The sequence below is a fragment of the Dickeya dadantii NCPPB 898 genome (genome assembly GCF_000406145.1).
GTDB classification, from domain to species: Bacteria; Pseudomonadota; Gammaproteobacteria; order Enterobacterales; family Enterobacteriaceae; genus Dickeya; species Dickeya dadantii.
This window is the reverse complement of the sequence record NZ_CM001976.1, coordinates 1,218,943-1,231,122: the sequence shown is the minus strand read 5'-3', so window position 1 is coordinate 1,231,122 and position 12,180 is coordinate 1,218,943. Positions and strand designations below refer to the sequence as shown.

Below are 12,180 nucleotides of genomic sequence, written 5' to 3'. Positions count from 1 at the left end.
AAGGCTAATACCACTAATCATCTACTGATGACATGAATGTATTCAGTAGTAAAACTATAAGCCTGAATCTATCTTTAAAACTAAACCCATATCCATAATTCAAATTATCTGGGAGCGAATTAGTTTGCTTTTTGTATCAGCAACGTCGCCTGACCAATATTATCATTGCAATTATCATCGCTGATATAGGCGATAAACGGTGATGTCGTTGTATCCACAACAACCGGAGTGCTGGTAACAGAGACGCCCCAACGAGAGTTTTTAAACCCACCTTGCACCATGACGGTATCGATAGGGCAACTATTACTTGATGAACTGGTACAATTCATACTATTAGAAACAAGAGACAAAACATATCTTCCTTGTTCTAACGAAAACTTTGCCGATGTGCCCGACAGGGTATCCATTGATGGCGCTGTCAGACAATTTCTTTGAGAATCAATAGTTATGCTTGTCGCCGCTTCACTGACGAAAGGAAGAAATGTCAGCATGAATATGCCAATAGAGGTATTGCGCATAATTAAATCTCCTGAAATAAATAAGGCATTGAGAAATAGCAACACTTGATTTACTGATAAAAATCCATTCTTTAAATAACTACGAGCGGCATCATCCTAATCGATAAAATCAAAAAGTGTCAACAGACTCACCTTACGACCTGCTTCGCCATCAAAATAAAAACAGAAATCATTAGCCATTTATATCAACATAGCAAATATTGCTATAATTTTAAAATAGCCACCCTATTATATTTCCCATCAAACAAAATTTAGCACTAAAAAACGACCAGAACGGATTTATTTCCAATACACTTAAAAAACAACAGCAACAATATCGCTGTCGACAACCAGCCTGTAGCATATAATAATTATTATTTTTTCGAGATACGATAAAATACACTCTTCATATATCTCGACATAATCGACACTATTAGCATGATGCCAATAAAAAACGCTAAGCAGCCTCCAATGAGGCTATCACCCGTATTTTATGATCGAATAATACCGGGGTAGCAATGTTGTCAGGTGAATAAGAATGGGGTATTCATGGATGAGATTACAGAAGGTTTTTGCAAGAGCGTTTTCAGCGGATAAAACGGCGGTCTCTATTCTCGATAGCAGAACAGAAACCGCCATACACATTAATTATTTATAAACAATCTCGCCTTTCGGCTCGTAGTCTGCCGCCTGCAATGGAGAATGTTTTTCGACGTACTGACGCAACACTTCCGCGTCCACAAAGCCGGTATTGACGTAGCTCGGCAGGTCGCTCAGTTTCGGATAGCCGTCACCACCGGTGGCGTTAAAGCTCAGGGTGGAAATACGGTAGATCTTGTCCGCCTGCAGCGGCTCGCCCTTGATCTTCACGTTCTTCACGCCGGCGCCGTCCGCTTCCAGGCTGACATTTAGGAACTGCGCATAAGCGCCGGAATCCACCTTCTTATTGGCGACCACCGCCAGGTATTTTTCCACTTCGCTACCTTTCAGGTCGGCGTATACCAGCGTATTACCGAACGGTTGTACCTTGAGCAGGGTCTTGTAGGTGATGTCGCCGGATTCAATCGAATCCCGCACACCGCCGCCGCTCATTACCGCCAAGTCTGCTTTGGCCCGCTCCAGTTGGGCGGACAGCAGCACCCGCGACAGGTTGGTTTGCACGAAGCGAACCTTGTTGCGGTCCCCTTCCAGCCGGCCGTTCACGCTACCCACTTTTACATCCAACTGCGCCTTGCCCTTTTCCTGGAACGGCGTCAGCAGTTTCATCATGTCCGGGTTTTGGTTGATTTCCTGGGTGTAGTACACGCGTTCGCTGGTGCCGTCGGCCTTCTCGACTTTCTTCTTCAGGTTAACCGGAATCAGCTGGTAGTGCGCCAGCGTCAGTTCGCCGTTACGGAAGGTGAAATCGGCGCGACCCACGTATTTGCCCCACTCATGCGCCTGCACAATCCAGGTGCCGTTCTGGCGATCCGGCGCACAGGGCGTGCCGGGCACATAATTCACCTGTTTTTTATTCTCGCTGGCCATGCACACCGGGTCCTGCGAATGGCCGCCGACGATCATGTCGAGATATCCCGCAGGCAGGCTGCGCGCCATTTCTACGTCGCCCGGCGCGTTGGAACCGTGATCGCCGTTATCGTAGTGCCCCATGTGGGTGGCGGCGATGATGACATCCGGTTTCTCTTTTTTGCGCAGCTGTTCCACCACCTTTTTCGCCTCGTCGGCCGGTTTACGGAACTCGATGTCGTGGAAATACTCCGGATTGCCGATTTTGGCGGTGTCGTCGGTCGTCAGGCCGATAACGGCAATCTTGATCCCCTGACGGTCAAACAGCGCGTAAGGCTTGAACAACCGCTTTTTGGTGCTTTTCTGGTAGATGTTGGCGGAAAGCAGCGGGAAATGCGCCCATTTTTCCTGCTGGCGCAATACCGTGAGCGGGTTATCGAATTCATGATTGCCGATCGCCATCGCGTCGTAGCCCACCAGGTTCATGCCGCGAAAGTCCGGCTCAGCGTCCTGCAAGTCGGATTCCGGCACCCCGGTATTGATATCGCCGCCAGACAACAGCAGTACGCTGCCGCCTTTGCCTGCCACTTCCTGACGAATCTGATCCACCAGCGTTTTCTGCGCCGCCAGACCGTATTCGCCGTAATCGTTCTGCCAGAAATGGCCGTGGTGGTCATTGGTGTGCAAAATCGTGATGTTGTAGGTTTTATCTTTTTCCCATGCCAGCGCGTAAGTTGACGACAGCGCCAGTGTTACCGCCATCAGGCATCCCAGATTTTTGACAGAAAAATGCATACCCACTCCCCGTAATAAAAATCCCTTATAGAATTGTTACATTAAACCTGTTGTGACGCGCACAAATTAACACAAATCAGGGCAGGATGGTTGACGCTATGATGAATATGAGGTGCCTCGCGCTCTCGCAAATCGACCATACTATTAGTCTAATTAATCGATAAGTTGAATCACGGCAGGAATAATTACGGATGCGGCTGGCGGGATTTCTCCGCAAACAGAGATTGAATTAGCTCTATATATCAACGATAAAAGCAATAATTTAACTGAAAATATGTGTTACACTATTTAAATAGATGAAAAACACCATTTATGTCTCACTCTGCCCGTCTTCCTGACGGTTTTCCCCCTCTGACGTTGAATAGTGCCATCGATATACAGATAGGGAACGGTTTGGGCCGGCAGGGTACATAAGCATTCAGGAGCCGCAACTCACTGACGGCTCAGGAATATCCGCTCATTCTCGTTACGCATGGCAAAGGAGTCGGAATGCATGATAATACCACCCCCTTAATCTCCACGATGGCCATCGGCCTGGTGCTGGCTTTTCTGCTCGGTATTCTGGCTAACCGACTGCGTATTTCGCCGCTGGTCGGGTATTTGGTGGCCGGTGTGCTGGTAGGTCCCTTTACGCCGGGTTTTGTCGCCGATACGCAACTGGCGCCGGAAATTGCCGAACTGGGCGTGATTTTGCTGATGTTTGGCGTTGGGCTGCATTTTTCATTGCGGGATTTAATGGCGGTGAAATCGATTGCCATTCCCGGCGCCGTAGCGCAAATCGTGATGGCGACCCTGCTGGGCGCCGGACTATCGGCAGTGCTGGGTTGGAGCTTGCCGGAGGGGTTGGTGTTTGGTCTTTGTCTGTCCACCGCCAGTACCGTGGTGCTGCTACGCGCGCTGGAGGAACGTCAGTTAATCGACAGCCAGCGCGGGCAAATCGCCATTGGCTGGCTGATTGTCGAAGATCTGGCGATGGTGCTGACGCTGGTGCTGCTGCCTGCTTTCGCCGATATGCTGAAAACCGATACCACCAATACCAGTAAACTGCTGCAGGACCTGGCGATTACCCTTGGCAAAGTGGTGGCGTTCATTACGCTGATGGTGGTGGTGGGCCGGCGCGTGGTGCCGTGGGTTCTGGCGAAAAGTGCCAGTACCGGCTCGCGTGAGCTGTTTACGCTGGCAGTGCTGGCAATGGCGCTCGGCATCGCGTTCGGCGCGGTTAAACTGTTTGACGTCTCGTTTGCGCTGGGCGCGTTTTTCGCCGGTGTGGTGCTGAATGAGTCAGAGTTAAGCCAGCGCGCCGCGCACGACACCCTGCCGCTACGCGATGCGTTCGCGGTGCTGTTTTTCGTTTCCGTCGGCATGCTGTTCGACCCGATGATCCTGGTGAGCGAACCGCTGGCGGTGCTGGGCACGTTGCTGATTATCGTGATTGGCAAGTCGATGGCCGCCTTTGTGCTGGTGCATCTGTTCGGGCATTCCAAACGCACGGCGCTGACCATTTCCGTCAGTCTGGCGCAAATTGGCGAGTTCGCCTTTATTCTGGCCGGCCTTGGCATTTCACTTGGCATGCTGTCGGAAAACGGCCGCAATCTGGTGTTGGCCGGCGCGATTTTGTCGATCATGCTCAACCCACTGCTGTTCGCCCTGCTGGAACGCTATCTGGCCAAGCACGAAACCATCGAAGAGCAGATCGTCGAAGAAGCGATCGAAGAGGAAAAACAGATCCCGGTTGACCTGTGCAATCATGCGTTGCTGGTGGGTTATGGCCGCGTAGGCAGCCTGATCGGTGCCCGGTTGTATCAGGCTGGCGTACCGATGGTGGTGATTGAAACCTCGCGCGCGCGCGTCGATGCGCTGCGGGAGCAAGGCATCAAAACCGTGCTCGGCAACGCCACGCGGCCCGATATTATGGACATCGCCCGTCTCGACTGCGCCAGTTGGCTATTGCTGACCATTCCCAACGGTTACGAAGCCGGAGAAATTGTGGCGGCGGCGAGAGCGCGTCGTCCGGATTTGAAAATCATCGCCCGGGCTCACTATGACGATGAAGTGGCTTACATCACCGATCACGGCGCCGATCACGTGGTCATGGGCGAGCGGGAAATCGCCGAAACCATGATCACCATGCTGAACGTCGACGAGATGGTCGCCGCCAAAGCCTGCCCGCTCTAAATCCTCCTCTGTCAGGCGCCGCCGGCGCCTGACGTCACGTACCGTACATCAATGACTTGCCTTACGCCGGCGTATTCACCAGTTGCGCCAGCAACGCAATGTGTAGCGGGTCGTCGTTCAGTGCCGGGATATACTGGAAAGACTCCCCGCCGGCATGCAGGAAAATTTCCCGGTTCTGTTCTTTGATCTCTTCCAGCGTTTCCAGACAATCAGCGGCGAAACCGGGGCAGATAACCTGAACCCGTTTCACTCCCTGCTGCGGCAACGCCTGCATGGTTTCATCGGTGTAAGGCGTCAACCAGGCTTCACGACCGAAGCGCGACTGGAAGGTCATCATCACCTGTTCCGGCGGCAAACCAAGCGCGGCAGTCAGCGCCTGAGCCGTCGCGGCACAGCGTTCAGGATAATCATCGCCTTCGTCGGCGTAGCGCTGCGGAATGCCGTGGAATGAAATAACCAGCTTATCCGGCACGCCATGCTCCGCAAATGACTGCTCGACACGGTGCTTCAGCGCCGCGATATACGCCGGGTGCTCGGCATAATCACGGATAAAACGGATGCCCGGCACCTGACGCCGGGTACTCAGCAGCTTCGCCACACCATCCCACACGGCGGCGGTGGTGGAACAGGAGTACTGCGGGTACATCGGCAACACGGTCACCTCGGTGACGCCCTGCGCCAGCAGCGCATCCAGCGCGGATTGCAGGCTCGGCGAACCGTAGCTCATGCCCAGCTCCACTGGCATATCCGGCAGGCTCGCCGCCAGCGCCTGATGCTGTCGACGGCTGTAAACCAGCAGCGGCGACCCCTCTTCCATCCACACCGACTGATAGAGCTTCGCCACTCGCGGCGAACGGGTCGGCAGAATAATGCCGCGCAGAATAGCGCCCCACAGCAGCCGATTAAGATCCACGACGCGTTTGTCACTCAGAAATTCGGCCAGATAACGTTTTACCGCCTGCGGCGTCGGCGCATCCGGCGTGCCCAGATTCACCATCAACACACCGCGTTTTTCTTTTTTCATCAACGTTTTCCTCTGCTGCCGCTTCGGCATCATCGTTTGGACGGGAACGGAGTGTCATTGTAGCGGAAACAACGCCGTGAAAAACCGGCTGACAACGTGGTTAAGGCCGATACCAGCAATTGTCGGGAGCAATAAAACAGGAGAGAACAACGGGAGAATGTGGGAAGAAGCGCCATCAACCATGATGGCGCATCCGAAACCAAAAAACGGAATCAGCCGAGGATACGGGCCAGCTCTGCGCTGACGTCGCTGACCGGGCGGGTGCCGTCAATCTTGTGGTAGCTTGTGTGGTTGGCCGCGGCTTCCTGCTGATAGTAATTCACCAGCGGCGCGGTCTGCTGGTGGTATTCCACCAGACGTTTACGTACGGTGTCTTCCTGATCATCTTTACGGATGGTCAGCTCTTCACCGGTCGCGTCATCTTTGCCTTCCACTTTGGGCGGATTGAATTTCACGTGATACACGCGACCGGACGCCGCATGCACGCGACGGCCGATGATGCGCTCGACGATCAGCTCGTCAGGCACGTCGAACTCAATCACGTGATCAACCTTAATGCCGGCTTCTTTCATCGCGTCAGCCTGAGGAATGGTACGTGGGAAACCATCCAGCAGGAAACCATTGCGGCAGTCATCTTGTGCGATACGCTCTTTGACCAAGGCAATCACCAGTTCGTCTGTCACCAGTTTACCCGCATCCATGATTTCTTTTGCCTGCTTGCCCAGTTCACTACCGGCCTTTACCGCCGCACGCAGCATATCGCCGGTGGAAATTTGCGGAATGCCATACTTCTCCATGATGAACTGAGCCTGAGTACCTTTGCCTGCGCCCGGAGCGCCCAGCAGAATAATACGCATTGCGTAATTCCCCTTGCTATGTAGTTTTTTTAAAAAAAATTTGAAAAACGCTAAACCATACCATTCCGGAGGCGCTTCCTCAAGGAACGGGCTCGGTTCAGCGGGCGCGGTACTACTGAAATCTGTGATGGCGTATGACTTTTTCAGCCGGTTCTGAGAGTGTAGACGACGAATCGACAGGCGGGAAATGGGATTGGCCGGCGAAGAAAAACGCCCCGATCAGCCGGGGCGTTACATCACTGTCGTCAGAATATGAATCAGGCGGTCAGTAATTGGTTCATTCGACGAATAAACTGGTTAGGGTCTTCCAGCGTGCCGCGTTCGGCAAACAGCGCCTGCTCCAACAGCAGTTCCACCCACTCGCCGAACTGTGCGTCATCTTGCGTGTCCGCGGCGCGTTTCACCAGCGCGTGTTCCGGGTTCAGTTCGAAAATGTACTTCACTTCCGGCGCCTGCTGGCCCGCAGCGGCGAACAGCTTCGCCATCTGGGTGCTCATGTCGTTGGCGTCGGTGGTGACGATCGCCGGCGTGTCGGTCAGGCGGTGCGTCAGACGGACCTCTTTCACCCGTTCGCCCAGCAGCGTCTTAACGCGTTCGACAAACGGCTCCAGCGCCTTCTCCGCTTCCTTCTGCGACTCGTCCGCCTCATCCGCCAGTTTGTCCAGCGATTCATCGGCCTTGCTGACCGACTGGAAGGACTTACCGTCAAACTCGGTCAGGTAGCTCATCATCCATTCGTCGATGCGATCGGAGAGCAGCAGCACTTCGATGCCTTTCTTACGGAACAGTTCCAGGTGTGGGCTGCTCTTGGCGGCGGCATAGCTGTCGGCGGTGATGTAATAGATCTTGTCCTGACCTTCCACCATGCGGCTGATGTAGTCGTCCAGCGACACGCTCTGCTCATCGCTGTCGTTATGGGTGGTGGCGAAACGCAGCAGTTTGGCGATGGTTTCGCGGTTGCCGCCATCTTCCGCCGGGCCTTCTTTCAGCACCAGACCGAACTGGCGCCAGAAGGTCTGGTATTTTTCGCCGTCGTCTTTGGCCAGTTTTTCCAGCATCTGCAGCACACGCTTGGTCAACGCGGTGCGCAGACTCTGCGTCACGCGGTTATCCTGCAGGATTTCGCGGGATACGTTGAGCGGCAGGTCGTTGGAATCGATCAGACCGCGAACAAAACGCAGGTAGTTCGGCATGAACTGTTCGGCGTCGTCCATAATGAACACGCGCTGCACATACAGTTTCAGGCCATGTTTGTGATCGCGGTTCCACATGTCCCACGGCGCCTGGGAAGGAATGTACAGCAGGCTGGTGTACTCCTGTTTCCCTTCCACCCGGTTGTGGCTCCAGCTCAAAGGCTCGGTAAAGTCATGGGCGATGTGCTTGTAGAACTCGTGGTACTCGTCATCACTGATATCAGACTTGCTGCGGGTCCACAGCGCCTGAGCCTTGTTGATCTTCTCCCAGGTGACGGTTTCTTCCCCGCCCTCTTCCTCGCTTTCAGTGCGGGATTCAATTTCCACCGGCAACGCGATGTGATCGGAATATTTGCTGATCACCGAGCGCACGCGCCAGTTGTCGAGGAACTCATCCTCGCCTTCGCGCAGATGCAGGGTGATTTCAGTGCCGCGCTCCGCTCTGGCGATGTCGGCGATGGTGTATTCGCCTTCACCGGCGGATTCCCAGAACACGCCCTGATCGGCGCTGGCGCCCGCCACGCGGGTTTTCACCGTCACCTTATCGGCAACGATAAACGCGGAGTAGAAACCGACCCCGAACTGGCCGATCAACTGGCTGTCTTTAGCCTGATCGGAACCGAGAGACTCCAGAAACGCCTTGGTGCCGGATTTAGCGATAGTACCCAGGTTGTCAATCACGTCATCGCGGCTCATGCCGATGCCGTTATCGCTGATGGTCAGGGTCCGCTGTTCCTTATCGATCGATACACGAACGCGCAACTCACCGTCGCCTTCATACAGATCCGGCGCAGACAGTGCACGGAAGCGCAATTTATCCGCCGCATCGGATGCGTTGGAGATCAATTCGCGCAGGAACACTTCTTTATTGGAATACAGCGAATGGATCATCAGGTGCAGCAGTTGCTTCACTTCAGACTGGAAGCCGCGGGTCTCTTGGCCTTTCATACTCATTATTACTTCCCTCAATACGTATTTATTCAGGCTGATTCAACGGAGGATAAGCAACAAATGGGGATAAACCGATGGGGTTTCAAGGGGGAAACGGTAATTGGTCACACGATTGATCACACGATTGATCACACTAACGGATATCAGTGTCATGTCGGCCGCCTGTCGGCGGCCGCGAAAATCAGAATCGGATCGGGTGTCGCCCGGCCAGCGAATGAGACAGCGTGGTGCCGTCCACCATCTCCAGCTCGCCGCCAACCGGCACGCCGTGAGCGATACGGCTGGCCATGACCCCATTTTCGGCGCACAACTCGGCGATGTAATTAGCCGTTGCATCGCCTTCCACCGTCGGGTTGGTCGCCAGAATCACTTCACTGATGGTTTCCGTCGCCAGACGCTCTTCCAGCCGATCCAGCCCGATATCGCCGGGACCGATGCCATCCAGCGGCGACAGATGCCCCATCAGCACAAAGTAGCGGCCGGCGAACTGCCCGGTCTGCTCGATGGCGTGAATATCCGCCGGGCTTTCCACCACGCAAATCTGGCCGTTCTGCTGACGGCGCGGATTGGCGCAGATAGTGCAGATATCCTGCTCGGTAAAGGTCCGGCAGTCCGCGCAGTGGCCGATCTCCGACATAGCACGGGTCAGCGCCTGCGCCAGACGCATACCGCCGCTGCGATCGCGCTGTAACAGGTGAAACGCCATGCGCTGCGCCGATTTTGGCCCCACGCCGGGTAAACAGCGCAGCGCCTCCATCAGCGATTCAAGAAGCGGGCTGGTTTGCATCAGAACGGCATCTTGAAGCCGGGCGGCAGCGGAATACCGCTGGAAACCGACGCCATTTTTTCCTGCTGAACTTCGGCGATACGGCGAGCCGCATCATTGAAAGCCGCAGCAATCAGGTCTTCCAGCATCTCTTTGTCGTCTTCCATCAGACTCGGGTCGATTTCAACACGACGGCAGTTGTGGGCGCCATTAATGGTCACCTTCACCAGCCCGGCGCCCGATTCCCCGGTCACTTCCAGATTGGCAATCTCTTCCTGCGCCTTCTGCATTTTTTCCTGCATCTGCTGAGCTTGCTTCATCAGATTGCCTAAACCGCCTTTACCAAACATATCGTTCTCTCTACCACTTCGGGCTGCCGGTGGGCAGCGGGGTTAAACGGGGCGGATACTCTCTTCGTCCAGTTCCGCATCGAAGAAACGCCGTAGCGTTTGAATATTATTATCATCCATGATGGACTGGCGCGCTTGCGCCAGCTTCTCTTCATAAATGGCCTGACGCCATTCCAGCGGCGTACGGACCGCCAGCGTATCGTCTTCGGTGATCGTCAGGCTGATCGGGCGCCCGTAGTACGTCGCCAACGCTTCAGACAGCGTTTTCTGCGCCGCCGCTGAATTGAGATGGCGCTGGGAAGAGCGCAGGTGCAGGTGAATCACCCCCTCTTCCGGCATCTCTTTAAACGCATTCAGCGCCAGCTGTTGTACCAGCTTCGGCAGCGTCAGACGATCGATTTCCGCCGCCCAGGCATCGCGTTCGACGGCTTCCACCGCCAGTCGCGCCGCCAGTTCCGGCGTTTTTTCATATTCCAGCGCCGAGCGCAGCGCTTTGGGCGTGGTCACCGGCGCCGTTTCAACCGGCTCGGCTTTCTTCTGCGCTCGCCAGCGATACGCTTCCTGCTTTTTCTGCTCTTCCTGCGCCACAGCTTTGGCCGCCATTTGCTGCTGGCCGCGCTCGGTCACTGAAGCCAATCGCTCCAGCGCCGAGTTTACCGGCCGCGTTTTTCCTGACGCCGCCGGTTCAGTCTTTTTTGTTGGGGTGTTTCCCTGTCGACTCAGCAACTGGCTGCGCGCCTGCAACAACTGTGCGGTCGCATCCGGCAAATTGCTGTCCGGGGCTGACGCCGCCGGCGGTTCGTTGCCAACTGCCGGAACATGACTGACCGCCGGTTCATCGCCGGATGCGACGGGCGTCGCGCCGGGTCTGATCGATGGCGGCACGCGCGCCGGTTCGGCGGGTAACGACGCGCCCGCCGCAGGCATCGCGGATGGCGCAGGAACATTAACCGGAACCGGTTCGGCGATCGTCTGGCTGGGATGAAACGCCAGCGCCCGCAACAGGGTCATTTCCACGCCCATCCGGCGATCCGGCGCGTACGGCAACTCCTTGCGCCCCACCAGCAGCGTCTGATAATAAAGCTGTACCTCGGCGGGCGGGATCACCCGCGCCAGTTCACGCAACCGCGGCGCGACCTGATTGTATTCTTCACCCAATGCGGAAGGCAGCAGTTGCAGCATGGCAATTCGGTGCAGTAGCGTCAGGGTTTCAACCAGCAACGCTTCCCAGTCAACGCCGCGCGACGCCGCCTGCCCCATCAGCGCCATGACCCCGGCGCCATCGCCTTTTACCAGCGCTTCAATCAGCGCCAGCGGCTGTTCATCATCCAACGTGCCCAGCATCTGGCTGACGGCGGCGGCGGTGACCTGCCCTTGCCCCATGGCGATCGCCTGATCGGTCAGGCTCAGCGCGTCGCGCAGGCTGCCGTCGGCGGCGCGGGCCAGCAATTGCAGCGCACGCGGTTCCGCAGCCAGCTGTTCCTGCTCCAGCACCTGTTGCAGATGCTGACGAATCTGCTCGGCATCAAGCGCTTTGAGATGAAACTGCAAACAGCGGGACAGAATCGTCACCGGCAGCTTTTGCGGATCGGTGGTCGCCAGCAGGAATTTCACATGCGGCGGCGGCTCTTCCAGTGTTTTCAGCAACGCGTTGAAGCTGTGACGGGAGAGCATGTGCACTTCGTCGATCAGGTAAACCTTGAAGCGACCGCGAGCCGGGGCGTATTGCACGTTATCCAGCAGGTCGCGGGTGTCTTCCACTTTGGTGCGGGACGCCGCGTCAATCTCGATCAGATCGACGAATCGCCCTTGTTCGATTTCCCGACAGGTATCGCACTGACCACAGGGCGTAGCCGTTATCCCGGTTTCGCAATTCAGCCCTTTCGCCAACAAACGGGCGATAGTCGTCTTGCCTACGCCCCGGGTACCGGAAAACAGGTAAGCATGATGGATACGGCCTAACGAAAGACCATTGGCTAACGCCGTCAGGACATGTTCCTGTCCGACCACGTCAGCAAAGGTTTGGGGACGCCACTTACGGGCAAGAACCTGATAGCTCATCAATA

Annotated in this window: 9 protein-coding genes and 1 other annotated feature; of the genes, 1 reads left to right on the top strand and 8 read right to left on the bottom strand. The window is 55.6% G+C overall.

What is annotated here, in order from left to right; translation table 11 throughout:
* Nucleotides 1-119 precede the first annotated feature (119 nt).
* Both DDA898_RS22105 and ushA read right to left on the bottom strand, forming a co-directional pair.
* A complete protein-coding gene (locus DDA898_RS22105; protein WP_022632594.1) occupies nucleotides 120-518 on the bottom strand; it encodes a hypothetical protein in 399 nt (132 codons plus the stop codon).
* Nucleotides 519-1,145: 627 nt separating this feature from the next.
* Complete coding sequence (gene ushA / locus DDA898_RS05980) at nucleotides 1,146-2,798, bottom strand: bifunctional UDP-sugar hydrolase/5'-nucleotidase UshA (protein ID WP_038910539.1); 1,653 nt, start codon at nucleotides 2,796-2,798, stop codon at nucleotides 1,146-1,148.
* 489 nt (nucleotides 2,799-3,287) lie between these two features.
* Here ushA and ybaL point away from each other — a divergent pair, with 489 nt between their 5' ends.
* Nucleotides 3,288-4,973 (top strand): YbaL family putative K(+) efflux transporter, encoded by a 1,686-nt coding sequence (ybaL, locus tag DDA898_RS05975; protein WP_013316888.1) that lies wholly within the window; start codon nucleotides 3,288-3,290, stop codon nucleotides 4,971-4,973.
* Between the two features lie 61 nt (nucleotides 4,974-5,034).
* Here the strand turns inward: ybaL and hemH are convergent, their stop codons facing one another.
* From hemH to dnaX, 6 genes are all read right to left on the bottom strand, one after another.
* Complete coding sequence (gene hemH, locus DDA898_RS05970) at nucleotides 5,035-5,997, bottom strand: ferrochelatase (protein ID WP_038910538.1); 963 nt, start codon at nucleotides 5,995-5,997, stop codon at nucleotides 5,035-5,037.
* Nucleotides 5,998-6,209: 212 nt separating this feature from the next.
* The gene (adk, locus tag DDA898_RS05965; RefSeq protein ID WP_013316886.1) at nucleotides 6,210-6,854 is read right to left on the bottom strand and encodes an adenylate kinase; all 645 of its coding nucleotides are present in this window, start codon (nucleotides 6,852-6,854) and stop codon (nucleotides 6,210-6,212) included.
* Nucleotides 6,855-7,111: 257 nt separating this feature from the next.
* Nucleotides 7,112-8,995 carry a molecular chaperone HtpG gene (htpG, locus tag DDA898_RS05960; RefSeq protein WP_161624734.1) on the bottom strand — a complete coding sequence of 628 codons (1,884 nt, stop codon included), beginning with the start codon at nucleotides 8,993-8,995 and terminating at the stop codon, nucleotides 7,112-7,114.
* 184 nt (nucleotides 8,996-9,179) lie between these two features.
* Entirely contained in the window at nucleotides 9,180-9,785 is a 606-nt protein-coding gene (gene recR / locus DDA898_RS05955) for a recombination mediator RecR (RefSeq protein WP_013316884.1), read from the bottom strand.
* Nucleotides 9,785-10,114: a YbaB/EbfC family nucleoid-associated protein gene (locus DDA898_RS05950; RefSeq protein ID WP_016942050.1), complete on the bottom strand. Its 330-nt coding sequence runs from the start codon at nucleotides 10,112-10,114 to the stop codon at nucleotides 9,785-9,787. The genes recR and DDA898_RS05950 overlap by 1 nt, the downstream gene beginning before the upstream one ends.
* Nucleotides 10,115-10,156: 42 nt before the next feature.
* Nucleotides 10,157-12,175, bottom strand: a complete 2,019-nt coding sequence (gene dnaX / locus DDA898_RS05945; protein WP_038910536.1) for a DNA polymerase III subunit gamma/tau — start codon at nucleotides 12,173-12,175, stop codon at nucleotides 10,157-10,159.
* Nucleotides 10,766-10,830 (bottom strand) — a sequence feature (DnaX frameshifting element). It overlaps the preceding gene by 65 nt.
* Nucleotides 12,176-12,180 lie beyond the last annotated feature (5 nt).